This is a genomic window from Wolbachia endosymbiont (group A) of Bombylius major (assembly GCF_947251895.1).
Classification (GTDB): domain Bacteria; phylum Pseudomonadota; class Alphaproteobacteria; order Rickettsiales; family Anaplasmataceae; genus Wolbachia; species Wolbachia pipientis.
The window spans coordinates 1,340,605-1,364,474 of record NZ_OX366395.1; the positions used below are offsets into that span (position 1 = coordinate 1,340,605).

Consider the following 23,870-nt stretch of genomic DNA (forward strand, 5'->3'; position numbering starts at 1 on the left):
CTATAAATTATTCTTAGACAATCTACTTTTTTCACGATCCCACTCTCTCTGTTTTATGGTTGCTCTCTTATCGTAGAGTTTTTTTCCTTTTACAATGGCAATTTTAGTTTTTGCAAATCCTTTATCGTTAAAATAGACCGAAAGCGGCACAACAGTTATCCCAGCAGTCTTGATTTGACCAATTAGTTTATTTATCTCCTTTTTATGCAAGAGTAATTTACGTTCCCTTTTTGGTTTATGATTTTTTCGGTTCGCAGCTTTATATTCTGCAATATGCATATTGTGCAGCCATACTTCGCTATTCTTTTCAACAACGTAGGCGTCGGAAATATTTACTTTTCTTTCTCTTAGCGATTTAACTTCACTGCTTAATAAGACCATACCCGCTTCAAATTCTTCTAAGATGAAATATTCAAACCTTGCTTTCCTATTTTCTGCAATAACTTCCATATCTAAAGATATCTTTAAGCTTCAATATATTACAGAGTTTTTGACTTAATTCATAATAAAACAGTTATCCCAATAAATATAAGGTGCCAGGCTAGTCTGATAGCAACAGGATAACAAAAATCAAGTAAGTGCTTTTTCTGTCTCTCTAGGCACAAGTTCCTTTACTTCTTTCATTTCAGTTTTAGGCTTTGACATTATATATTGACCAGCACCAACTATGAGCGCAGATCCTGCAGCTAGTCCAATTATTGCTGGTACAGATAGGGCAGTAGCAAATGCAAGTGCAACACCAACTATCACTGCAGTTACAAAACACACAATAACACCTTTTACAATTGCATTTTTTGCAGACTGTTCTTTTTCTTTCATAATTGCATTTTTTCCAACCTGTTTTTCTTCCTTTTTCTCTGGAAGCTGCATTGCATCTTTATTTTCAGTAAGATCCTTTGGCGTTTTTTTATTCTCATTTTTTAACGTTTGCTTTTTTTCCGCTTCCTCTAAAAGCTGAATTATACCTTGATCTTTAGTGAGGTCTCTTGGCGTTTTTCCATCAACATCTTTTAATGAAGGGTCTGCTCCAGCTTCTAGCAGAACTTTTACTATACCTTCGTGGTCATTTTTAGCAGCAAGATGTAAAGGAGTACGTCTATCACCATTTTTTGCCTTAACCTTCGCTCCTTTTGCGATTAGAGTTTTTACTACATCTTCGTGGCCATTTTCAGCAGCAACATGCAAAGGAGTCCATCTATCAGCATCCTTTATATTAACATCTGCTTTCTCAACTAGAATTTTTACTACCTCTATGTGGTTCCCTTCAGCAGCAAAATGTAAAGGAGTACATCCATAATTATCTTCTGCATTAACATTTGCTCCTTTTCCAATTAGAGTGTTTACTACATCTTTTTTGTGGTTCTTTTCAGCAGCAAGATGTAAAGGAGTCCACCCATCACTACTTTTTGCATCAACGTTGATTCCTTCTGCTTTTGATAGAACTTGTACTATCTCTTTGTGGCCATTTGTAATAGCAAGATGTAAAGAAGCCCATCCTTTATCATTTTCTGCATTAACATTTGCTCCTTTTCCAATTAGAGTGTTTACTACATTTTCGTGGTTCTTTTCAACAGCAAAATGTAAAGGAGTCCACCCATCACTATTTTTTGCATCAACAATTGCTCCTTTTCCAGTTAGAATGGTTACTACATCTTCGTGGCCATAGTGAGCAGCAATATGTAAAGGAGTAATTTTATTATCATGTTCTGCATTAATATCTGCCCCGTTTTCAATCAGAGCTTTTGCTACATTTGCACAGTTCCAATAAGAAGCAAGATGTAACAATTTGACTTCCTTAGAATTTTGACCACAAGATATAGTAAATATGTAATTTATGCCAGATCTACTATCGTTGTCAGGTTTACTCTTTTCCCACTCTTGACATAAATCTGGATCTTCTTCTTGTAACTTAGCTTTTATTTTTTCAACTATATTGTCCTTGCTCAAATCTGAAGGGTTATTTATTTTTTTTAATATTTCCATAAATTTGTCATATTCCATAACTTCCTCACTTAAAATACATAACTTAGTTGTTATATCTTTTAACATAGAAGTCAAGAACCTAAATATTCGTTATTATCTTTCCTTAAAGAGTCATTTAAGTTATATTACAGACTATGAAAAACCTCAACTTTAGGAAGGAAATCAAGTTTTTTTCTCTGTCATTTATAATTTTATTTGTTCTATGGACTGTATTGTCTGGTTATTTTGAGCCGTTTTTTATTTTTTGTGGAGTGTTTTCCTCTATATTCACATCGTTTATCTTTAGAAGGTTGATAAACGCTGAAAGAGCTCTTAGCCAGATTTTAAATAGTACGAGTAGACTGTCATTTTATAAGTTAGTAAGTTATATACCATGGTTAATGTACCAAATCATTTTATCAAGTGTTTATGTAACAAAAAAGGTGCTACAACTCAAATCTAAGCTTGAGCCAATCATTATCCTAAGAAAATGCAAAGGGCATAATGATGAAAGCATTGCGTTATTTGCCAATTCAGTCACAATCACTCCCGGAACTTTAACTATCAATGTTGAAAGTAAGCAGAAAACATATTTCTCTACCATGTATTTGATAGATAAAGATCTTGAAAGCGGCATTTCTGAAATAGAAAATAAAATCTTAAAAATACTACGTTCAGTTAAGTAATTGCTTTAAATAAGTTAACAGCATCCTTATATTCCCTTACAAGACTTTCAAGCATTTCTTTTGGAAGGCTATTGTTAACAATAGAACATAAATAATTATACAAATCTTCTAACCTTAATATGTTATTTCTCTTCTTGCTGTTGAATTTATACGGAAAAATACCTTCCATAACTTCAATAGTAGTAGCCTTGTTTAAAAATACATTTTCACTTGTCATGCTTATTCTTGCTAAAACAGTGTTAATTTCAGGTTCGTCACTCGTATAAAAATCTGATAGCTGAGTTATTCTAATAACGTACAAAGTTACTATTTTTGACAAGCAATTATCAGCATATTCACAATTTTTTATTACCTCCCACTGAGTAACCTGAGATTTACCTATTTTTGCATTGTTCGGTAATTTACTCATTGAACTTTCTCCATTTAATCCAGTGTAATAAATTATACTAATACTTTGTTAAATAAATAATAACGCGATTACAAAAATATATACTTATAGTAGTATATTATACAAAAACAGCACAATATCTAAGCATTAAAGCTAGTTTAAGCTGGGTACATGGGGCTATTCGTTATTTTGTGTTGTCCAGTGAGGTTCAAAATTAGAGGTCCACTTATATAAAGAGTTTAGTCTGCCTTCTTTGCTATAAAATAAGTTTTCCTTTTGAGCTGTTTTGTTAGTATTAACTAAATTCTAAACTAACTGTGCTATAATGAAAAAGATAAAACTCGGAATACTAATTTCAGGTAGGGGATCGAATATGCAGGCCTTGATAGAAGCATGTCAAGATCAGAATTTTCCCGCAGAAGTTGCATGTGTTATCACAAATAATAGCGAAGCTGCTGGTCTGAAAATAGCAGAGCAAGCAGGAATCTCAGCGTTTATTGTTAAAGATAAACCGCTTGATGCTGGTAAAATTCACGAAATACTTGTTCAACATAAGGTTGATTTAATTTGCCTTGCAGGGTTTATGAGAATTCTCAAAGCTGATTTTCTGAGTAAATGGCATAACAAGGTAATAAATATTCATCCCTCTTTACTTCCATCTTTTAAAGGCCTAAACGCTCAAGAGCAAGCTTTAAAAGCAGGTGTAAAAATTACAGGTTGTACTGTACATTATGTCACTCCTGAAGTTGATGCTGGAGCCATAATTGCTCAAGCTGCTGTGCCAGTGTTACCAGCTGATGATATTCAAAGCCTCTCAGAACGCATTCTAGCTGAGGAGCATAAGTGTTATGTAGAAGCAGTAAGGTCAATAGCAGAAAGTATTAATTATTGACCTTGAGCGTTTTTTCCAACTTCAACAAAAAATAAATTTTCTGGTTCCAGTAAAGAATTTGCCAGTTCGTTTACTTCCTCTAATTTAACGTCATTAATGACATTCGCATAATTATTTATACGGTTAACATCACGATCATTTATTTGCATATTATCGAGCAGCATTGCTGTATTTATGTTATTGGACAGGAAAAGGACAAGATTATTTACCAAGCCAATTTTTGCATCCTTGAACAATTGTTCGTCAATTCCCTCCTTTTTTATTCTGCTAAATGTATCTTTTACCGCTGATATAGCTTTGCCAGCAGTAGAACTATCAGTACTTAAACCCCCAGCTATAATATTTCCATGCGTATAACTGGCCATAGAGGCACTAATACCATAAGTAATTCCAAGATTTTGCCTTAGTTCTTTCATCAGCACTGAATTCAGCCCCATACCACCAAGCGCATTAATCAAGACTTGAGCATTATAGTAGTCTGGATCTTCATAAGCTATACCTTTTTGAGCAAAAAATATCACACTCTGTGGTATATCCATAAAAATATTCTTACTTTCTGCAGAACCAAAATCATTTTTCACAGGTATTTTTCTCACTTTTGATCTTTTTGACGGCAATTTAGATAAATATTTATCTAATAGCGTAATAATTTCTTCTTTTTTTGCACAACCAGCAACACTGATAACTATGTTATCTTTAGCAAAATTACGCTTTATGTATGTTAAAAGATCGTCTCTAGTAATGCTCACTCTAGTGTCAAGAGTACCGTACATACTTTTTGAGTAAGGGTGTTTTTTAAACAACAACGTATTCAATTCTTCTACAGCAACAAAGCCAGGATTTTTTTCAAGATTATTAAAATCAACTTTGGCTTTCTCGAAAACTCTATTCAACCCTTCAGGGTCAACTTTAGGACGCATTATAGTATCGCTCAGTAATGAAATTGCTTCCTCTAGATTGTCAGACAAAGTATTTAATGAAACCCTAAATGCTTCTAAATCAGCAATAAAATTTAAACTAATCCCTTTATCTTCAAGCTTTTTCGCAAAATCTTTGGCATCATTTTTTCCTGCCCCTTCTTGAATTATAAGAGAAGTAAACCAGGTAAGTCCCTGTTTTTCCTCATTCTCATACACATAACCTGCATCCTTGAATGATATATTTAGTGAAACTTTTGGCAAATCATGATTTTCTACAAATAAAAACTTAAATCCTTTACGGGTGGTGACCTCCTCTATATTTAGGTTACCACTTGCTTGTAAATTAAAGCTTAGGCAGAAAAAAAATAGAAGTACAAATTTACTTATTCTCATTATCATCTCCTTTTGGTAATAAACGACCAATTAACTTATTAGCAGAAAAAATAGCACGGATTTTATTATTTACATCCTCTAGATTGACATCATTAATCTTGCTATATGAAATATCTATTTCATCAAGTGGAATGCCAAGTGCTAGGTGCGGCACATAAAAAATTGCTATATGAGTTAAGTCAGATAGATTATCAAACTGTGCTGCTTTGTATCTATATTTCGAGCTTTGCAACTCTTCATCCGTTATTCCTTTAGACATGAAGTTATTAATAGCATTTTCTAATTCTCTTTCAACAGTGCCTAAATTAACCCCGCTTTTTGGAATGACCTGAATATCAATGTAGCCATCACTAAAAGTTAAACTATTGTAATAAGCAGATACTGATACTGCCACATCTTTATCTAAAACCAAATCTTTATACAGTTTGCTGGATTTGCCGCCACCTAAAATGTCAACCGCTAAATGAGCAGCAGAAGCTTCATTTATATGCTCAAATAAAGGAACACGATAACGAAAATATAAAACTGGTTCTTTTACTTCAGTGCTCTCTAAAATCACCGATAAACCTGCATTATGCACTGGATCCTGATTTGGGTAATGTCTCATTACAGGCTTAGCTTTAATTTCGCCATATTTTTCTTCTGCTAATTTCACTACTTCATCAAACTCCACATCACCCACAATCAGCAATATTGCATTACCAGGGTGATAATAGTTATCATGAAACCTCGTTATGTCATCCTGATTGTAAGTTTTGATATCGCTCTCCCAGCCGATAACAGACCTGCCATAGCCAGTACGGTAAAATGCACTATCCATTTCTTCCCATAACAAAGCGTGAGGATGATTATCAAATCTCATCTTTCTTTCTTCTAATACAATGTTTTTTTCTCTATCTATTTTGTCTTGAGTAACATTAAAGCTGCCCATTCTATCTGCTTCAACTTCCATTGCAAGTGGTAAATCTTTTTTGGGGACCAACTCAAAATAACAGGTATATTCTTTAGTGGTAAACGCGTTAAATTTAGCCCCAATGCTACTCATAGTGGCTTCTATATCTGTGAACTTCCCTGTAGTTTCAAACATTAAATGTTCAAAGTAGTGAGCTAATCCTGCTTTGCCGATTGGATCATCCATTCCCCCAACTTTGTATATTACTGCATGTAAAACGGCTGGAATCCGATGATTAGGAACAACATAAACATCTAGTCCGTTACTGAGTTTAGTATATTTTATGTTGTGCTCTATGTTTAAAGCATTCGAAGAAATTGGGTAAGTAAAAAAAAGTACAGGTAGTATAAGAAAACTAAAAAACTTATGAAGCATTATTTCGACCTAATATAAAAACAATTATTTTATTCCTCATTTTGTTTAGAAATAAGCATATCGTATATATACCACTTATATAACAATGTAAACATTCCACAAACTATAGATAAATCTGCTAAATTAAAGGCTGGCCAATACCAATCATCAATATGAAAATATATGAAATCATATACAGCTCCCCAATAGATCCTATCAACTACGTTTCCGATTGCTCCACCAATCATCAGAGAAAAACCAAGGTAAGTTGAGTGATCGTCAGACTTGTATATCAAATATGCAAGTATACCAATTATTAGTATTGAAAATGCTGAAAAAAAGAAACCGCCATGTGGTAAAGCGCTACACATTCCAAAACTAATACCTGAATTCCAAACTTCAACTAGTTTTATAAAACTAGCGATCTCAATTGATTCTCCTTCATCAATCAATGAGTTTATGTACAATTTGCTCGTTTGGTCAATCAATACTATAATTAATATAACAACTAAGCATAACTTTTTCATAAATTTGCCTTTAACCTATAAACTTTAAGTATATCATAATTTATCTGTTTTGTTAACTCCTCAATACTATGGAATTTTTTTTCTGACCTTATGAATTTTAAAAGTTGTATATTGACTTTATGACTATATACGTCTTCATCAAAATCGAATATGTGCATTTCTATTATAGGCTTTTTCAGATCCTTAAATGTAGGTCTCATACCAATATTGACTACTCCATATAACCAATTTGGATTACTATCAGGAAAAGTCACTCTAGCGTAATATGTGCCAAACTTAGGTTTTATCATGCAATCTTCTATAGGAATATTTATGGTTGGAAATCCTATTTCTCTACCTCTACATGCACCTTTTGTCACAACACCAGAAACTTGATAAGGCCTGCCGAGCAATTTATTAGCAATTTCTATTTCGCCCCTTTGTACATACTCCCTTATTGAAGAAGAAGAGCAAATTTTGCCGTCAATTGTTAATGGCTCTAATTTAGTCAAAGAGTATCCATATATTTCAGAATATTTCTCTAGAGTTAATATATTACCCAATCGTTTATGACCAAAAGTGCAATTTTCTCCGACAATTATGTGTTTAGCGCCATATTTATCTATTAAAATCTCACTGATAAAGTCATCGCAGCTAACCTCAGAAAAACCTCTATTAAAATTAATAATATATAAGTAATCTATACCATAGCTGCTGATTAGTTCCTTTTTTTGTTCTTGGTCTATTAACCTAAAATTGTTTCTACCAAATAAAACAGTTGATGGGTGAGGCTCAAAAGTTAAAACTGCAGAGGGTAATCCTCTTTCTTGTGCTACCTTCTTTAGAGTAGAAATTGCAAACTCGTGTCCTAAATGAATGCCATCGAAATTTCCGAAGGTTAGTGCTATATTATTTTCTATCCCTTGCTCACAATTATAAATAATTTTCATACAATTTGATGTTTTTACATGTTTCTTATATATAATAACTATATTTTAGTAAGCTACGGAGATAAATTGTGAAAAATGTTGTGATATATGTAAAGAAGGGCTGTCCATACTGCATAAGGGCAAAGGATTTACTAGATAAAAAAGGTGTGAAGTATGAAGAAATTGATGTGCTCAAAAACTCAGATCTATTTAACGACATAAAATCAAAGTATAACGTTAGAACAGTTCCACAGATTTTTATCAACGATAAGCACATTGGGGGGTGTGACAAATTGATGGATCTTGAAAAAGAAGGAAAGTTGGATGATATGCTAAATAATAATGACAATCACACTGATGTCACAACCTACACAAACAGCAATGATGAATGTGGAGAGTGTGTTATACCACATGATGATTTTATGTAACTTTTTATCTTGTTTTGTCGTGTAATACGTAAATGAAAACTAGTATGCTCACTTTAAACAATTCTTAATGAATTAAAAATACAATTCATTCAGTGAGTTTTTTTAGTGGGAAAAAATGACAAAAAATATTTCAATTATTAGCAGAAACTTAATTAGTATCGAATTAGTTAACAAACAAGATTTAGAGAATTTCATCAAGATTTTCACAGTGCTTGATAAACATATAGCAGCTAAAACACTTTTTACAGAAGAAGTGAGAATAGAGTATAAACAACACAACGGCATAGAAGTTGTTGAATTGCTAAAAGATACAGACTTTACATATCATGAGGTTGAAAATGTATTGAACCACCTGAGTAAACATGGAATGAAGGTGCCCAGCAGTGTTATAGCACACACCCTTTTTGCTGCATACAATCACGCACTTGAATTTAAGGATGTAGCATTTTCCTTTTCTGAAGGCTTTCCACAATTTAACATCAGAGTGAGTAAGAACACCTTCATAATAACTCCTATGAGTGAAGAGAATTTGGAATTGAATTCACAAAGTAGCAAGAAATTAATAGAGTCGTTACAGAGCGAAAAAAATATTTATGATTGTATAGTAGAAGAAAATACCATTAAAGTTATAGTGCATTCTGAAATACATCAAGCTATAAATTTGATTATAAAATCACTGATAAAGTCTCGCCTTTTAGCAAAAGAGGAAGAAGGAAAATTCAAAGAGAAATTGAGACAACTTGCTTTTAAGGATCAAGCTTTTGTTGAGTATTCCAGTATCAAAACCATCAGTAGGTATCCACATAATCATCCTCTGAGAAAGCATGAAAGTGTTACTAAGGATATAGAAAATATTTTATGTGATTTCATAGCAAATGAGAATAGCGAGTTCGCTATAGAGCGGTTAAATAGGCTGAGCTCAGCAGTTTCTCCGGATACTCCAAGAATCATCACTAAAACTATAGATAAACTTGTTAAGTTTCACTAAGATATACGAGAGCCAATAGATTTCTTGTATTACCTTTTGTCATCCAAGTAGCCAAGGCTACTTGGTTCTTTTTTTGGGTTCCAGCGCTATGTACATAGCTGTATGAACATTGTAGCCGTTATTCAAGTAGCTATAGAAACGAAAAACTTCCTTGACAAACTCCGCCAGCCCCCTTATCATGAAACTAAAGCTATTTCATTTAACTTCGCAATCTGTGCAGATTAAAACGACAAGAAAACTTGTATTTGGCGTCTTATTTTTAATTTTTTGCACTATGTGTACCTTATGTCTTTATCAAATTTCTAGGTTTTTACCTATATAAGCTGAAACGCGCTTACAAAGCGTTCAAGACATCACCCAACGTCAAATTTTAAAATAGAGAGTGTAATAACTAGCTACCACGGGTTTTCTTTGCCTTTTTTTTCTGCCTAGTAAATTTCTTAAACATTTATAGCTAAGGTTAGTTGCATTTAAAAGCAGCTAAATTGCAGCGTTTAAGACTTAAAAAACGCCAATACTGAAAATAGACAATGACTAGGGCTTCTTTTGCCTTTTTTTTGTTTGGTAAATTTTTTAACATTTATAGCTAAACAACAACCGTCATCCCGCTACTTGTTAGCGGGATCTAGAGATACCGCGAATGAATCGCGGTATGACGGTTCGTGGCGGTATGACGGTTCGCGGTGGCATGACGTAGAATTTTATACTCACCAACTCAGTATTCCAACCTGGATTGTATCTTATCGGTAAAAAAGAAGAGCTATTTTAGGAAGTTTTTATAGGACTAAAACCAAAGAAAACTTGCATATAAGTTTATCAAGATGTAAAATTGAAGTTATTTTAAAAGAATAGGTTAATTATGAATCTTGTAACAAAATCTGCTATCGATTTTACTGCTTCATCTGTTCTCTCTGACGGAGAAATTGTTGATGATTTCTGTCTGAGTAAGCGCATAAAAAATAAGTATGCTGTCCTTTTTTTCTATCCACTTGATTTTACTTTTGTTTGCCCAACTGAATTGATATCCCTCAATAATAGAATAAATGAGTTTGCAAAGCGTGGTGTTGAAGTGATAGGAATAAGTGTAGATTCAAAATTTTCACATTATAAATGGCGAAACACTCCAGTTAATGATGGTGGTATTGGAGAGATTAGCTACACTTTAGTGTCTGATATCAAAAAGTCTATATCAAGAGACTATGGGGTCTTATATGATGACTCAATTGCGCTGAGAGCAACTTTCGTTATTGATGATAAATTTATTGTACGTCATCAATCGATAAATGATTTGCCTTTAGGGCGTAATATCGATGAATTCGTTAGAATCGTTGATGCAATTAAACATAATGAGGAGCATGGTGAAGTATGTCCAGCAGGGTGGAAGAAAGGTAAGCCAGCAATGCAGGCAAGCGATGAAGGAGTAGCTGATTATCTAAACTCATACAGTGAAGAATTATAGATTTAGTACAAAAGTTCTTATTATTGGATCCGGGGCAGCGGGTTATGCTGCTGCTATATATGCAGCACGTGCAAACTTAGAGCCAGTTGTAGTAACGGGAATGCAGCCTGGTGGTCAGCTTACAATTACTACAGATGTTGAAAACTATCCTGGTTTTGTTTCAATACAGGGTCCAGAACTAATGGAGCAAATGAGGTTGCATGCAGAAAAGGTTGGAGCAAAAATAATAGATGATGAGATAAAAAGCGTTGAACAACTTGAGGATTCTAATGAGTATAGGTTTAGATCTTCTGGTAATATCAATGACTACTATTCAGATGCAATTATAATTGCATCTGGTGCGCAAGCAAAATGGCTTGGTTTGGAGAGTGAAAAGAAATTTCAAGGTTACGGAGTTTCAGCTTGTGCAACTTGCGATGGCGCATTTTTTAGGAATAAAGTTGTAGCTGTGATTGGTGGTGGAAATACCGCTGTTGAAGAGGCGATATTTTTAACTCGATTTGCCAAAGAAGTGATATTAATACACAGGCGTGATAAATTAAGAGCGGAAAAAGTAATGCAAGATAGGCTCTCTAAAAATGATAAAATAAAAGTAATGTGGAACCATACCGTAGAGCAGATTCTTGGAGAAGAAAATCCGAAAAAAGTTACTGGTATTATAGTTAAATCAACGGAAGCTCAAGAATTAAAAGTGGATGGAGTGTTTATTGCAATCGGACACGCACCAAATACGGGTATTTTTAAAGGCTTTGTTGAAATGGATGAGCAGGGTTACATCATTACAAAACCTGGAACAACTTTAACTAGTAGGGCAGGAGTGTTTGCTGCAGGTGATGTTCAAGATAAGGTATATCGTCAGGCAGTAGTTGCAGCAGGAACAGGATGCATGGCTGCACTTGATGCAGAAAAGTTTTTAGAGTCGTAGTTAATTCTAGGATTTTAGATAAATTGCTTGCAATTTTCCTTTTCTTTTACATAATTATGTTAGTAAATTATTAGGTAGGTTTAATATGCTTTATGGAGAGAATAGGACAAATACTAATGGTTACAGATATCAGAGAACTCGAGATGCACCGACACAAAAGTTATTTAAAGCTATTGATGATGAAAACCTAGAAGCTTTTAAACAAGCTTTGGAAGGAGATGCGGATGTTAATGCGTTTGACAAGGGATATACACCATTAATGACTCTTATCATGAATGGTGATGACAGCCCTATATGCTTAAAAATGATGATGTTGCTTTTACAACATCAAAGTTTAAATATTAATGCTCAAGAAACTAAAGAACACAATACAGCTCTACATCTAGCCTTTCGCATGGAAAATAGGAATTTTATACGGATGTTACTTAGACATCCCAACTTAGATATATATGTTAAAAATAGTTATTTACTTATTAAACCCGAATACCAACAACTCTCTGAAGAATATCTTCGTGATTTTCATAAAGAGCGTTTCTTTCATACTCCTAAAGAATATATTGAAAAAGTAGGGCGAATACAAAAAAGGAACTTTTCGCATCTTACAATGGAAATAATGGAAGCCGAAGGAGGAAAAGCATTTTTAGAGTCTTTTTCTTTTTTAGCTTCTTCAAGCATGTGGGTAACACAAATGTTATTGAATTACAATGATAAGCCTAACCCTAATTGCTGGAAAAGAAACCAAAATGGAGAAATAGAAACACCACTTAGCTTAATTATCAAATCATGTTTACAAGGAATAACACAAGATAACGAAGAAGTATTGACTAAACTTTTAAAACATAAAGACCTAGATTTTAGTCAAATAAAGCCAATACAAGATATGGAGAAAAATCCATGGGTGAAGCAAATAATTAAACAAGCTATTACAGAGCGATTAACCGCTACTATTAATAAAAAAGATTTAGATGATGTAAAAAAATTAGTAGAAGATAATTGCTTCATGAGTCATGCAATTGTTACTGCTGCATTGAGGGGTGTTAATAATCCAATCGAATCTATTACAAATTATCTAAATGAAAAATTTCCTGTAAGTGCAGAGCAACCTGTAGCAAATACACATAATGTTCAACCAGAAATAAACGACGAATTCATTGCTCGAGAGTTGCAGCAGCTCGAAAACTTTAGAGATGAATTTGAAAGAAAAGAAGCTCAACTTACAGAGAAAAAAAAGGAGCTAAAACAAAAGAAATTAAGTCAGCAAGCAGGGGTTAATGATCTAAGTAGTCAACTTACTCAACTTACTAAAAAAATTGCTCAAAGTAGAAAGCAAAACGGCTATGCTGTCGCTTCTTTTGTGTTGTCTGTAGCATTGGTTGTTGGTGCATGTTTAACAACACCTAATTTGGAAATATGTATTCCACTTGCTGTAACTGCATTTGCCTTCTTTACAATTGGATGCTACTGTTTATACAAAACAAAAACAGCACTTAGCGACGTTAGAAGCACTCAGCTTGGTAATGTTATCAGTCTAGAATGAAGTTAAGGTTTTGGCTTCTTCTCCAAACTCTGCTGAAAATTTTTGTACATGTTAAAAACATCTTGATAATTGAGGTGAGTGTAAACTTGAGTGGTCTCAAGACTCGAATGACCAAGCAGTTGTTGTATTGATCTTATATCAATATCTTCCTGAAGCAAATGAGTAGCAAAACTATGACGAAATGCATGTGGAGATAAAATTTCTGGCAGATTTAATATTCTCCTTATTTTCTGCAAACGATTAGCCACATAAGTTCTTCCCAATTTTTTTCCTCTTACTCCCAAAAAAAGATATTGTGCTTCATCATTAATGCCAAGATAAGGACAGGCTTTTACATATTCCTGTATACATTTTTTTACTACCGGAAGAATGAATACCTGCCTTTGTTTATCTCCCTTACCTGTTACTATTAAACTTTCATTGTTAATATCACTAACCCCAAGGTTCAACGCTTCACTGATTCTTAAGCCTGTACCATATAGCAGGACGATAATTGCAATTTCTCTTTTTATCACCCAAGGTTCGCCCAGGTCGGATAGTTTCATTTCTTTCAATAAAGTTTTTATATTAGATATTGAAAGTGCTTTGGGCAAAGTTCTTCTCTGAATTGGCCTTGATAAGGAAAATACAGCTTCATTGTCTATATTGTGGTTGTTTTTTATGTACTTGAAGAAATTTCTGATTACTGAGAGTGCTCGAGTGTTGGATCTTGCGTTTACACCTCTTGCGTAACGAGAGGTAAGCCAACTTCTTAACTCAGGTATGCTTAAATTTTTCAGAGTGCCAACATTTACTTCTCCACCAATGTGAGTATTTAGGAAACTTATAAGATCCTTCAAGTCCCTCATGTATGACTCTAAAGTGTTTGGTGAATAAGATCTGTTGCACCTCAGCCACTCATACCATTTTTCAATGATTGAACCGAGGTCCACAATTATTTTTTAAAGAAAGCATCGATGCACGCATCTCGAAAGGCTTCATTTATATCAGGATGAGAGTGACAAATTCTGTATATATCCTCTGCTGCTGCACCATATGCCATTGCAACCGCTGCTTCGTTGATTAGCGTATCAGCGTATGCTCCTATGATATGCACACCTAGTATTGTATCTGCTCTGCTACAAGTCAGCACTTTCACGAATCCTTCAGCATCATCAGTGATTTTTGCTCTGCCGTTTGCAGCAAATTGACATTTACCAACTTTGTACTTATAGCCAGCATTTTTGAGTTCCTCTTCGGCTTTACCGATCGAAGAAACCGCAGGGTGAGTATAAATGACAGATGGTATAATTTCATAATCAACGTGAGGTGACTGTCCTGCTATTATCTCTGCAACTGCCACTCCTTCTTCCTCTGCTTTATGAGCAAGCATTGCTCCACCAATCACATCACCAATAGCAAATATTCCTTTCACATTAGTTTCATATCTGTTGTTAACTTGAACGAAACCACGATTATCTTTTTCTATTTTTTCAAGACCCTCAGTGCATGGTTTGCGTCCTACTGCAACCAGCACCTTATCCACCTCTATAGTGTTTGTTTGATTATCTTTTACAGAGCAAACTTTCACACTCAAAGAATTACTATTTTGTTTTATCTCCTCAACTTTAGTGCTGAGTAAAAATTTTACTCCTTGTTTTTGTAGGCTAGAAAGTAGAGACTTACTTAATTCTCCATCCATTGCTGCAGCGATTCTGTCAAAAAATTCTACTACAGTGACTTCAGACCCTAGCCTCCTCCATACAGAAGACATTTCAAGCCCTATTGCCCCAGCTCCGATTACGACAAGTTTTTTTGGTACTTCAGTTAAAGATAGTGCACCGGTGGAAGAAATAATGTCTTTCTCATCGATATTAATTCCTAGCAAAGAAATAACATCAGAACCGGTTGCAATTACTATATTTTTTGTCTTCAGCACCTTACCTTCAACTGAAACTTCAAGATTACCTTGGTCAAAAGAAGTAATTTTCCCAAGCCCATTGATTTTAGTGATTTTGTGAAGGTTAAACAGATATTCTATACCTTTTCCAAGTTCCTGAACTCTGGCGTCCTTATAGCCTAGCATTTCTTTTAAATCGAAACTTGCATCCTTAATTTTTATGCCAAACTTCGACAGATCATTTTTCGTGTGAGCATACTGATAGGAAGAATGGAGCAATGCTTTGGAGGGTATGCACCCAACCCGCAGGCACGTACCACCAAAAATGCTATTTTTATCTATGCAGGCAACTTTCAATCCAAGTTTTGCAGCAGCGATAGCACACTTATAGCCTCCTGGGCCACCACCTATAACAATCAAGTCATAATCAATCATAAAGAACAAACCTATTTTCTAAAGAATAAACACCTTTTCCCTCAGTTGTTACATATATCTTATTGCGAGTAAACACTGGAGTGTGAAACACATTGCCAGGTACTTTGACTACCTTTCCTGCACTTTCAGATCCCGGAAAAGCAAACATTGAACCTTTATTGCTTGTCACCCACAGTGTATGGGCATGCATAATTGGAGCAAATAGTTGCATATTTTCTATTAAATCAGATGTCCAGACTGTTTCTCCATTTTTTATATCCAGGCCAATTATTTTATCGTCTTTAGTAACTATAAAAATTCTGCTGCCTTCTTTTTGTTTCTCTGTAGGAATAAGAGGACTATAATATGACTCAATGTCTGATACACTTTTTACTTGCAGTGACTTTGACCATAAAATATTTCCTGATTTTACGTCAATACCATAAATATAAGAATTATTTGTAGCTATTAAAGTATCGCCAAGCACTCTCGGTGTAGTAGTTACATCTGTGAGCTGTGTATCCAAAAGGTTTGTAGCCAATTTTTGGCTCCACAATTTTTTACCGTCTTCATTAAAAGCTATTAACTCACCATTTGAAAATGGCGCTATTATTTTATCGTTAGAAATTGCTGGTGATATGGAATACAAACCTCGAACCTCATTGATACCGTTTTGATAAGTCCAAACGGAGCTGCCATCTTTTATATCAAACACGTACAGATAATTATCAATAGTCAATACTACCAATTTATTATTTATTACTGCTGCTTTTCCTCTTACTGGAGCTCTCAATTCTTTTTCCCACTCAATCTTGCCAGTTTTTGCGTCTATTGCGTGTAAAGTGTTATCCACTATAAAGAAAACATTTTTTTCATAATGTGATAGGCTCATGTTACCAATTTTTTTCCTATGTGAGAGGTGTAATTTCCAATTCATAGCCTTTGAGTTATCAATATCAAAGGAATATAAAGCGCCGTGCTTGTCTGATAAAATAACGCTATTTTCTGTAAGCACTGGAGCTACATATCCTTGAGATAGTTTTTTATCCACTAGACTTATTCTCTCGCTTGCCATTATGTAACTGCTACACAATAACATTATCATGACAATTATTACTTTCATTATTTATTGAAAACAAGATTCATTAATATACATCTTAAGAACCTTAATTACAACGGAAATGTTCTTGCTGCATGTTAAAAACGTTGATTTATGAACGAAATATTATATTATTATGTGAGATAATGTATATTCTTAGAGGTAGTACACCTCATCCACTATGCAGCAACGTGCATAGCTGTATGAACATTGAGATATAAAAGTAATTTATACCAAGAAGAAAGATGTCATCCAAATAGCCTCTTTTCCTGTCATCCCAGTGCTTGGCACTGGGATGGCTTTGTTGCATAGCAACTGAAAAAATCTGGTGGCTACTGACAAAATTCATTATAAATAGCTATTTAACTGTTGAAGAAAAAATATGCCACAAAAAATGAGAGTTAGTAACTGCCATGAATATAACAAATTTCTAGAAAAAAGAGGAAATATTTTTCGTTACATCGATAAAGCTATCGAAAATTGGTATGAAAATAGTCCAAAAATGCAGGGCGGCAACTATATTTATAGTGATAAAGTTGTGATTTTAGTGCATATAATCGTTAATCTTTTTAGAATTGGCTTAAGACAAACAGTCGGGTTTATAAAAGGATATTTGCAACAAATAGGAAGAGATTTGGCAGTTATCAGCTATTCGCAAACTTCAAAAAAAACTTAATATTAAGATCAATGATTGCAGAATTGATAAAAATAATATGGAAGATATCGAAATTGCCATAGATAGCACAAGCATCAGCATTTATAACAACACACAGCAAGGAAAATAGCGCTGACAGAAAATATCGTGGCTATGAACAGACAAGAAAATTGCATGTAATGTTGAATATAAACAGCAAAAAAGCCATAGCTGCAAAATACAGTAACGGTCTGATCACTATGGAGCTTGCGATTTACTTAAAGGAGTTAATTTTCAGCATGCCATAAAAGCACTATATGCAGACAGAGCATATGACAGACATAAACTCTATAAATTGTGTGATGAATGCGGCATAAAGACAAAAATTCCTCCAAAAAAACAATGCAGCAGAGCATCCAAAGTATGGCAGAGAGAAATGCTGCAATTAGACTAATAAAGTCATACAGCGAAGATGGAATGAAGAGGTGGAAAAGGCAAACAAACTACGGAAAAAGATCTTATGTAGAAAGTTTTTTCTCGCGACTGAAACAAACATTCGGGTTTAATTTTCGGAACAAATCTGAAATTAATCGTGGGAAGGAACTGCTACTCAAGTGTTATTTGCTTAATCAATTTACTGACATTGGTATGGCTAAATTTGAAATGGCTACATGAATTTATCGTAAATTACCACCGCATAGTTGTAACATTGTACCATATTACAATGTTCGTGCAGTTGTGTGCGCGACCGAGGGTTTTATACTATTCGAGAAGTAACATACGGAAAAGGGGGGATTTGAACCCCCGACATATTTTCATATGTGCACGCTTTCCAAGCGTGTGCTTTAGACCACTCAGCCACCTTTCCATGTATTCATGATATTGAAAATTGTGCTGCTAAACAATATAAAAACCTGGTATATAGGGTTCACCACGAAAATTCACAGTATTGTTAAACTTGCTTCTGCAAGTTGGAAATGTTTTATCGCAACCTGCAAGTATTGAATATTTATCTCCAGCGAAAATTTGGTATGGAGGCGCAGTAAACAATGTAACTACTTTATTTTTATATTCTTTTACTACACCTTCAAATGCTGTTGAGCCAAAGAATTTTACTACTCCGTGCTTATAATATTCATCACTCTCAGTTAAATTCGTGTCTTCAAATCTTCTTTCGTCTATTACTTTAGTGATTGTACTTATTTTACTAAATTTTTTAGTATCGGCTTTACATTTATCATCGCAAAATTGTGCTCTGCATGCAGGAGAGTATAATTCTGCTATGCTTCTCTCAAGCTTTGCTGAAAGCCCTCTAATTTCAACAATAAATCTTCCACTACTTAATGTCACTTTACCAAAAATTCCTGAATGTAGATTCATTGTTCCCTGGGTCAAGTCTTTATAATTCACAAGAAATATTTCAATATTTGCAAAGTCGTACTTTCCTGATAAAACATCTTCTTCTTTAATATCAGCACTATTTAATATCCCTTCAATTTCTAGATTATCAGTTTTTAAATCGCTGTTTAATATTATACTACTGGCTGTAAATCCACTTGAAGATTTATAGAGTATATTATCAATATTTAAATCTTCATCATAGTCAGTGAATCCCATTACTTCTCCACCTGCGAGCTTTAATTTCCAGCACGTAGCGGTGGTAAGTAATTCTCCAGCTAAATGATTTTTTAGTGTGGTTTGCATAGGGGCCTCCTGCTTAATTGATTAAATTTGAAAGTAGCTATACGGCCAGTAGAATAAGGGCAGTGTGTTCTTTTCTCATCATCTAAGTAGCCATAAAGCGTCATTCCGGTGACCATAGGGTGTCATTCCAGTGCTTGACATACAGCTGTACAAACATTTGTTTGTAAAGGCAGTATGTTAAGTGTTATAGCCGGTTTTGCCTCAAAGACAAAGGTGTCATCCCAGTGCCCAGACACTGGGATCCAGAAAAATTGATTGTGCATTATACAACATTTTCGATCAAAAGCTGGATTCCAGTGTCAAGCACTGGAATGACAGGAAAGGGGTGCTGGGATAACAAGGAGAGAAATACTGGTATGACAAAAATTGGCACTGAGACGATAGAAAAGGAGCACTTATGGAATATGGCTACAAAGGCTTATACTCTTCAATATTGCCTAATTTAGCATCCTCAATACCTGAAAGGATTTCTTTAATGATGTTATAGCTTAGCTCCGGGTTATCTTCAACAACTTGACCAATTTTAGCCCAATGCTCGATTTGTTGTGGTACGGAACGATTTTGTAACATGGAATGGGACTGTACTATTTCCTCAAATTCTCCATCAAGATTTACTGTTATATCCATGATATTGTTACTTCTACTTTAAGCTATTATACCATATATTGGAAATTTTTTCAATATAAAATTTTCATCTGGAAATACACACCACATTAAACTGTGGTGTGTACTGGCTGGTTAGAAAGAAAACTTCACACCAGTAAGAAGGAGAATTCCTTGGTTAGAAGGTACAGCATCATTAGGCTTATCTTTCAGCTTAATATCATTACCTTTCTCGTTAGTCATAAAATAATGAAGAGCTGCGTAAGGAACAAATTTGCTCTTACTGCATGCAGGAGATAGATCATATTGAACGCCAAGTGCACCATCATGAAGCATATCTCCATCATTCATTCTGCTACCAAAGTACGTCAAACTTGTGTAGATATTCTCATGTTGATAACCAGCTCCTACAGTCCAATACATGGTATCTATACTATCTTTACCAAATTGAGCTTTCAGTCCTTCCACTCTTTTACCATCAGTAGGATCTTTACTATCAATTTCCGTATAGGTATCACCAACTAATTTTTTAATACCCTTCGGTTGACCAGATTTGCCCAAATATGCAAAAGAAGCAGCAAATTTTACGCCTTGATCTTCATTAATCTTATAATCAGCGCTTACACCCAAATTAACACCCATCAGGTCATTGTACTCTACATATTCATCATAAACATGCTTATCTTTATTTGATTGTTTTGGCCAGCCATACTCACCAACTGCAGAAGTTTTAACTTTTATGTTATGTTTATCAAAGTCATATTCATATGATGCACCAGCACTTACTATGTGCTCATAGTCTGGACCGACATGCTTTATCTCTTCTTTATGCTTTAGCACCTTAGTACCATTTTTATCCTCCTCAAAAGGAATTGTTTCTTTTACAGTAAACAAGCTACTATCATAACGAGGTGCATAACTGATGCCAAACCTTGCGCCCATATAATTTGGTGAGTAGTAAGCAACTCTAAACGGCAGTGTAGTCATAACGCCTTTGTTATATTTCCCTGCCATGCGGAAAGAGAATTTTTCACTTTCACTCGAAAAACTTTCAGTGTAAAGACGTGGTGTTACATAAAATGGAAAGCTTGCAGCGCTTCCTTCTAAGTTCACTTTTCTGAACCAGTCACTATCTGCAGCTCCGTCAACAGTTGCAATTCTTGTTGCATCAAGTCTCATCAGAGCCTCAGGACCAAATTGATAACCAAGCTTCACATCACCATATTTTGAGTTAACAAACACATGCGCACTTCTGCCTTTTGCAGCATAAACACCCTGTGAAGCTCCCTTACCTTCGGTCACTGGAACATGAAACTGCACGTCAGCACCATAAAGAAGACCTAAATCTTCATTCTTATTTTCTGCTCTGAGGTGCAATATCGCATCAGCAATCATACCCATATTATCGCTATAGTCACCGATATTTCCTATTCCCTCAGGGAACACTGGATTTGCTCCTTTTACCTTATCCGTAGCATCCTCATAATAATTTATAGATTTGCCAGGCATAACGTCGTAGCGTTTATAATCTGCGCCACTTGGCCCTGCTTTACCATAACCTTGAGCATCAACAACACCACCAAAAGTTATTCTTAAATTACTTTGCCCTTGATTGGTATCGATAATATCAACTCCACCAACTGAAACAACAGGACTTGCCTTACCTTTTTCCTCTGTATTTTTGTTAACAACTTTTACATCCTTCTTTACATCTTTAGCTTCAACTTTAGCATTCTTAGTTTTAGAACGCTTAGTTTTTGAAACTTTACCTTTTTCTATATTAGAATTCTTAGCGTTTAGAGCTTTCGCTTTTGAATCCTCTATAAGCTTTGCTTTTTTCTCATTTGCTAGCCTGATCTCCTCTTTTTTCTTCTGCTCGGCTGCTAATCTCATCTCCTCCTTTTTCTTAAGCTCTTCAGCTTTTTTTCTTGGATCAGCATTACATATTCTGTCCATCTTTTCTTTCAGTTTTTTATTTGATGTTTTCATAACTTCTGTTTTTCCAGAAGTTTTTGTGCTCTCTTGCTTTTTTATTTCCTTCATGCTCTCATCAGGAAAGTCAGCTGCAAAACTGCTGAAAGAACATAAAGTTAATAAAGAAACTAGAGCAGTTCTAGTATACATAGACTTTTTCATGAAGTGCCCCCAAAAAATTTCGAAATCATATCTTAAATGTAAATAGTATAAAAATGTTGAAAATTCAACTTAAAGCAACCTTATAACGAAAATAAAAGTAAAATGCAATACCTTAAAAGCAACTTTCTTAATATGCTCAACGTGTATATTAACCAAAATTTAGTACAGAGGTTCGCTTGTTAGTGCATTATAACTCGACTATTTATTCTATGGAAGTAAAATTTTTCCACCACAAGTTCTTTCCCATTCTTCTTTAAATTTCTTTAGGTATTCTTTTTTTTCGCACTCTAAAAGCAGCTCTTCCGCACTTTTGTTGTAGCTTTCAGTAGTAATCCTTCCCTGATGATGCATGAACCTTAAGTAAATCAAATAAGTGTTAATTACATCTGTTTCACAATAATCTCGAATCTCTTGTATCTTGCCGCTATCGTATAAGTCCATAACTTGTGACCCATCAACTCCAATCTTACCAGGAAGATTAAATGCTGCACAAACTTCGTTCATTTTTACTCTCGCAGAAGCTCCAAAATCAGAGAGGGATTCAAGCAAATCACAATGCCAATCACTGCTATATCTCTGATTGTAACTATTCCACTTATCGCCGGCTTTATGAAAATATTCTGCTTGAATGCAATGGACCATAGCACGATACTTCAGCACTGGTATATCAAAAGTGCGTCCGTTGAACGAAACTAATCTTGGCTTTTTCTCTGATATGTAGTTAAAAAATCCTTTCACTAGCTCCTTTTCACTGGAATTTAGTGTGCCTCCAGATCTTATTTCTTGCAGTGTGAACACCTCATAACCACTCTGGTAGCTTATATTGCAAAGTAAAAAACTAATAACTACAACAAGGTGAAAAGGCTGACGCAGAAAAGAGTTTTGCCCGTTTGTTATTTCAAGATGATATTTTGTTAATGCATCCCTCTTCTCTTCTACACTACTATCATCACTAATATTGAGTAAATTTTTGCAGGAATTTACATCTGGTATAGTTTCAATATCAAATACCAATAAAGAATTAAGCATTGCCTATATACTCCTCCGGACGGTCGATCCAAGGTCGCACTTTCACAAATAAAAAGAGGTGTACCTTGCACTCAAATAATTTTTCTAGTTCAGCACGCGCTTCGATATTAATTTTTTTAATATTACTGCCATCTTTTCCTAGCACTATTTTTTTATGACTATCTTTCAACACAAATATGATCTGTTTGATGACTAAACTCTTATCTTTTTTTTCCTCAAATTGTTCAGTTATAACAGCTGTAGAGTATGGCAATTCTTCACGCAAGTTCAAGAATAATTTTTCTCTCGTAATTTCTGCTGATAAAAAATTTGTCGAGGAATCGGTTATTTGATCTTCTTCATAAAACCAGGGGCTCACCGATGCAACTTCAGACAAGTAATTCATCAAATCAGAAAGTCCATCATTCTTTAATGCTGATATCATAAAAACCTTTTCAAATTTATAAAGCAAATTCAGATGCTCATGCGCCATCTTTAATTCAGGCCTTTTTACCAAATCAGTTTTATTGATAACCAAAATGCATCTGCCTTTTGTGCGCTGCAGCCGCATAAATATAGTCTTAATTCTTTCGATATTTTTCAAATAATTGCTTACATCAACAAGCAACAAAGTGATGTCACTATCCTTAACTGCCGACCATGCAGATTTGACTAAAGCTTTTTCAAGTTTTGTTTCTGCTGAGAAAATTCCTGGGGAGTCAGTAAAGACAATTTGTGTGTTGTTGCATGTTGCAACACCCCTTATTTGCGTCCTTGTTGTTTGCACTTTAGGGGTGACAATTGCAATTTTCTTGCCTATGATGCTGTTAATTAATGTAGACTTCCCAGCATTTGGTAAGCCAGCTATGGTTACAAATAAGCATTTTTGTTCTTTCACAAAGAAAATTATAAAGAAAACTGAATGCCCGCGTCAAGCTACTTATATGACAAGAAGGATGACAGAACCCTTTTTGGTTAGCATGCAAAAAGGAAAAAAACTTATTCTACAAATTAAAAATACAATATACTCAAAAACTTTTCAGAAAATCCATAGGAGGGTTTGCTAATGAAGGC

The 23,870-nt window shown here is 34.5% G+C and carries 22 protein-coding genes, 1 tRNA gene and 1 pseudogene; 8 read left to right on the forward strand and 16 right to left on the reverse strand.

What is annotated here, in order from left to right; translation table 11 throughout:
• Together smpB and OPR49_RS06375 are read right to left on the reverse strand one after the other, a co-directional pair.
• On the reverse strand, positions 1 to 450 hold the full coding sequence (gene smpB / locus OPR49_RS06370; protein ID WP_007548863.1) for an SsrA-binding protein SmpB: 450 nt from the start codon (positions 448 to 450) through the stop codon (positions 1 to 3).
• A gap of 120 nt (positions 451 to 570) precedes the next feature.
• Positions 571 to 2,049: an ankyrin repeat domain-containing protein gene (locus tag OPR49_RS06375; protein WP_265027546.1), complete on the reverse strand. Its 1,479-nt coding sequence runs from the start codon at positions 2,047 to 2,049 to the stop codon at positions 571 to 573.
• 68 nt (positions 2,050 to 2,117) lie between these two features.
• Between OPR49_RS06375 and OPR49_RS06380 the strand changes: the two genes are divergently transcribed.
• Complete coding sequence (locus tag OPR49_RS06380; protein ID WP_010962821.1) at positions 2,118 to 2,648, forward strand: Na+/H+ antiporter subunit E; 531 nt, start codon at positions 2,118 to 2,120, stop codon at positions 2,646 to 2,648.
• Here the strand turns inward: OPR49_RS06380 and OPR49_RS06385 are convergent.
• A complete protein-coding gene (locus OPR49_RS06385) occupies positions 2,641 to 3,057 on the reverse strand; it encodes a hypothetical protein (RefSeq protein ID WP_265026990.1) in 417 nt (138 codons plus the stop codon). The genes OPR49_RS06380 and OPR49_RS06385 overlap by 8 nt on opposite strands.
• Before the next feature lie 304 nt (positions 3,058 to 3,361).
• Here OPR49_RS06385 and purN point away from each other — a divergent pair, with 304 nt between their 5' ends.
• Positions 3,362 to 3,928: a phosphoribosylglycinamide formyltransferase gene (gene purN / locus OPR49_RS06390; protein ID WP_265026991.1), complete on the forward strand. Its 567-nt coding sequence runs from the start codon at positions 3,362 to 3,364 to the stop codon at positions 3,926 to 3,928.
• Here the strand turns inward: purN and OPR49_RS06395 are convergent.
• The 4 genes from OPR49_RS06395 to ribF are packed head-to-tail and all read right to left on the reverse strand — an operon-like array spanning position 3,922 to position 8,003.
• Positions 3,922 to 5,241, reverse strand: a complete 1,320-nt coding sequence (locus OPR49_RS06395; protein WP_265026992.1) for a M16 family metallopeptidase — start codon at positions 5,239 to 5,241, stop codon at positions 3,922 to 3,924. The genes purN and OPR49_RS06395 overlap by 7 nt on opposite strands.
• Positions 5,228 to 6,568: a M16 family metallopeptidase gene (locus tag OPR49_RS06400; protein ID WP_265026993.1), complete on the reverse strand. Its 1,341-nt coding sequence runs from the start codon at positions 6,566 to 6,568 to the stop codon at positions 5,228 to 5,230. Before OPR49_RS06400 ends, OPR49_RS06395 begins: the two co-directional genes overlap by 14 nt.
• Positions 6,569 to 6,597: 29 nt before the next feature.
• Positions 6,598 to 7,074, reverse strand: a complete 477-nt coding sequence (lspA, locus tag OPR49_RS06405; RefSeq protein ID WP_265026994.1) for a signal peptidase II — start codon at positions 7,072 to 7,074, stop codon at positions 6,598 to 6,600.
• A complete protein-coding gene (ribF, locus tag OPR49_RS06410; protein ID WP_010082493.1) occupies positions 7,071 to 8,003 on the reverse strand; it encodes a riboflavin biosynthesis protein RibF in 933 nt (310 codons plus the stop codon). Before ribF ends, lspA begins: the two co-directional genes overlap by 4 nt.
• 68 nt (positions 8,004 to 8,071) lie before the next feature.
• Between ribF and grxC the strand changes: the two genes are divergently transcribed.
• The 5 genes from grxC (at position 8,072) to OPR49_RS06435 (ending at position 13,319) form a co-directional block, all read left to right on the forward strand.
• Positions 8,072 to 8,410: a glutaredoxin 3 gene (gene grxC, locus OPR49_RS06415; protein WP_007550037.1), complete on the forward strand. Its 339-nt coding sequence runs from the start codon at positions 8,072 to 8,074 to the stop codon at positions 8,408 to 8,410.
• A gap of 115 nt (positions 8,411 to 8,525) precedes the next feature.
• Positions 8,526 to 9,398, forward strand: coding sequence for a hypothetical protein (locus OPR49_RS06420; protein WP_265026995.1), 873 nt, complete (start codon positions 8,526 to 8,528; stop codon positions 9,396 to 9,398).
• Between the two features lie 859 nt (positions 9,399 to 10,257).
• Positions 10,258 to 10,857: a peroxiredoxin gene (locus tag OPR49_RS06425; RefSeq protein WP_012673206.1), complete on the forward strand. Its 600-nt coding sequence runs from the start codon at positions 10,258 to 10,260 to the stop codon at positions 10,855 to 10,857.
• Entirely contained in the window at positions 10,844 to 11,782 is a 939-nt protein-coding gene (trxB, locus tag OPR49_RS06430; RefSeq protein ID WP_265026996.1) for a thioredoxin-disulfide reductase, read from the forward strand. Before OPR49_RS06425 ends, trxB begins: the two co-directional genes overlap by 14 nt.
• An 85-nt stretch (positions 11,783 to 11,867) precedes the next feature.
• Positions 11,868 to 13,319 (forward strand): ankyrin repeat domain-containing protein, encoded by a 1,452-nt coding sequence (locus tag OPR49_RS06435; RefSeq protein WP_265026997.1) that lies wholly within the window; start codon positions 11,868 to 11,870, stop codon positions 13,317 to 13,319.
• 2 nt (positions 13,320 to 13,321) lie between these two features.
• Here OPR49_RS06435 and OPR49_RS06440 read toward each other — a convergent pair whose 3' ends face one another.
• Genes OPR49_RS06440 through OPR49_RS06450 form a run of 3 tightly spaced genes read right to left on the reverse strand, consistent with a single transcriptional unit; the run spans position 13,322 to position 16,735 of the window.
• The gene (locus OPR49_RS06440) at positions 13,322 to 14,251 is read right to left on the reverse strand and encodes a tyrosine recombinase XerC (protein WP_265026998.1); all 930 of its coding nucleotides are present in this window, start codon (positions 14,249 to 14,251) and stop codon (positions 13,322 to 13,324) included.
• A gap of 2 nt (positions 14,252 to 14,253) precedes the next feature.
• Positions 14,254 to 15,633, reverse strand: a complete 1,380-nt coding sequence (lpdA, locus tag OPR49_RS06445; protein ID WP_265026999.1) for a dihydrolipoyl dehydrogenase — start codon at positions 15,631 to 15,633, stop codon at positions 14,254 to 14,256.
• Positions 15,626 to 16,735, reverse strand: a complete 1,110-nt coding sequence (locus OPR49_RS06450) for an outer membrane protein assembly factor BamB family protein (protein WP_265027000.1) — start codon at positions 16,733 to 16,735, stop codon at positions 15,626 to 15,628. The genes lpdA and OPR49_RS06450 overlap by 8 nt, the downstream gene beginning before the upstream one ends.
• A gap of 358 nt (positions 16,736 to 17,093) precedes the next feature.
• Between OPR49_RS06450 and OPR49_RS07795 the strand changes: the two are divergent.
• Positions 17,094 to 18,020, forward strand: a pseudogene (locus tag OPR49_RS07795) (IS5 family transposase).
• 106 nt (positions 18,021 to 18,126) lie between these two features.
• Here the strand turns inward: OPR49_RS07795 and OPR49_RS06465 are convergent.
• The 6 genes from OPR49_RS06465 to era form a co-directional block, all read right to left on the reverse strand.
• Positions 18,127 to 18,213, reverse strand: a tRNA-Ser gene (locus OPR49_RS06465).
• A gap of 29 nt (positions 18,214 to 18,242) precedes the next feature.
• Positions 18,243 to 19,049, reverse strand: coding sequence for a DUF2163 domain-containing protein (locus OPR49_RS06470; protein WP_182319462.1), 807 nt, complete (start codon positions 19,047 to 19,049; stop codon positions 18,243 to 18,245).
• Between the two features lie 408 nt (positions 19,050 to 19,457).
• Positions 19,458 to 19,676, reverse strand: a complete 219-nt coding sequence (locus tag OPR49_RS06480; protein ID WP_065094882.1) for a TA system antitoxin ParD family protein — start codon at positions 19,674 to 19,676, stop codon at positions 19,458 to 19,460.
• A gap of 111 nt (positions 19,677 to 19,787) precedes the next feature.
• Entirely contained in the window at positions 19,788 to 21,788 is a 2,001-nt protein-coding gene (locus tag OPR49_RS06485) for a WD0745 family porin (RefSeq protein WP_265027002.1), read from the reverse strand.
• 207 nt (positions 21,789 to 21,995) lie between these two features.
• Positions 21,996 to 22,817, reverse strand: coding sequence for a 3'-5' exonuclease (locus OPR49_RS06490; protein WP_265027003.1), 822 nt, complete (start codon positions 22,815 to 22,817; stop codon positions 21,996 to 21,998).
• Entirely contained in the window at positions 22,810 to 23,694 is an 885-nt protein-coding gene (gene era, locus OPR49_RS06495) for a GTPase Era (RefSeq protein WP_010082484.1), read from the reverse strand. Before era ends, OPR49_RS06490 begins: the two co-directional genes overlap by 8 nt.
• Between the last annotated feature and the right edge of the window lie 176 nt (positions 23,695 to 23,870).

Bases quoted from the DNA above. Each gene is read 5' to 3' on its own strand.
- smpB (WP_007548863.1), bottom strand. From the start codon at position 450: ATGGAAGTTATTGCAGAAAATAGGAAAGCAAGGTTTGAATATTTCATC.
- OPR49_RS06375 (WP_265027546.1), bottom strand. From the start codon at position 2,049: ATGTTAAAAGATATAACAACTAAGTTATGTATTTTAAGTGAGGAAGTT.
- OPR49_RS06380 (WP_010962821.1), top strand. From the start codon at position 2,118: ATGAAAAACCTCAACTTTAGGAAGGAAATCAAGTTTTTTTCTCTGTCA.
- OPR49_RS06385 (WP_265026990.1), bottom strand. From the start codon at position 3,057: ATGAGTAAATTACCGAACAATGCAAAAATAGGTAAATCTCAGGTTACT.
- purN (WP_265026991.1), top strand. From the start codon at position 3,362: ATGAAAAAGATAAAACTCGGAATACTAATTTCAGGTAGGGGATCGAAT.
- OPR49_RS06395 (WP_265026992.1), bottom strand. From the start codon at position 5,241: ATGAGAATAAGTAAATTTGTACTTCTATTTTTTTTCTGCCTAAGCTTT.
- OPR49_RS06400 (WP_265026993.1), bottom strand. From the start codon at position 6,568: ATGCTTCATAAGTTTTTTAGTTTTCTTATACTACCTGTACTTTTTTTT.
- lspA (WP_265026994.1), bottom strand. From the start codon at position 7,074: ATGAAAAAGTTATGCTTAGTTGTTATATTAATTATAGTATTGATTGAC.
- ribF (WP_010082493.1), bottom strand. From the start codon at position 8,003: ATGAAAATTATTTATAATTGTGAGCAAGGGATAGAAAATAATATAGCA.
- OPR49_RS06420 (WP_265026995.1), top strand. From the start codon at position 8,526: ATGACAAAAAATATTTCAATTATTAGCAGAAACTTAATTAGTATCGAA.
- OPR49_RS06425 (WP_012673206.1), top strand. From the start codon at position 10,258: ATGAATCTTGTAACAAAATCTGCTATCGATTTTACTGCTTCATCTGTT.
- OPR49_RS06435 (WP_265026997.1), top strand. From the start codon at position 11,868: ATGCTTTATGGAGAGAATAGGACAAATACTAATGGTTACAGATATCAG.
- lpdA (WP_265026999.1), bottom strand. From the start codon at position 15,633: ATGATTGATTATGACTTGATTGTTATAGGTGGTGGCCCAGGAGGCTAT.
- OPR49_RS06450 (WP_265027000.1), bottom strand. From the start codon at position 16,735: ATGAAAGTAATAATTGTCATGATAATGTTATTGTGTAGCAGTTACATA.
- OPR49_RS06470 (WP_182319462.1), bottom strand. From the start codon at position 19,049: ATGCAAACCACACTAAAAAATCATTTAGCTGGAGAATTACTTACCACC.
- OPR49_RS06480 (WP_065094882.1), bottom strand. From the start codon at position 19,676: ATGGATATAACAGTAAATCTTGATGGAGAATTTGAGGAAATAGTACAG.
- OPR49_RS06485 (WP_265027002.1), bottom strand. From the start codon at position 21,788: ATGAAAAAGTCTATGTATACTAGAACTGCTCTAGTTTCTTTATTAACT.
- OPR49_RS06490 (WP_265027003.1), bottom strand. From the start codon at position 22,817: ATGCTTAATTCTTTATTGGTATTTGATATTGAAACTATACCAGATGTA.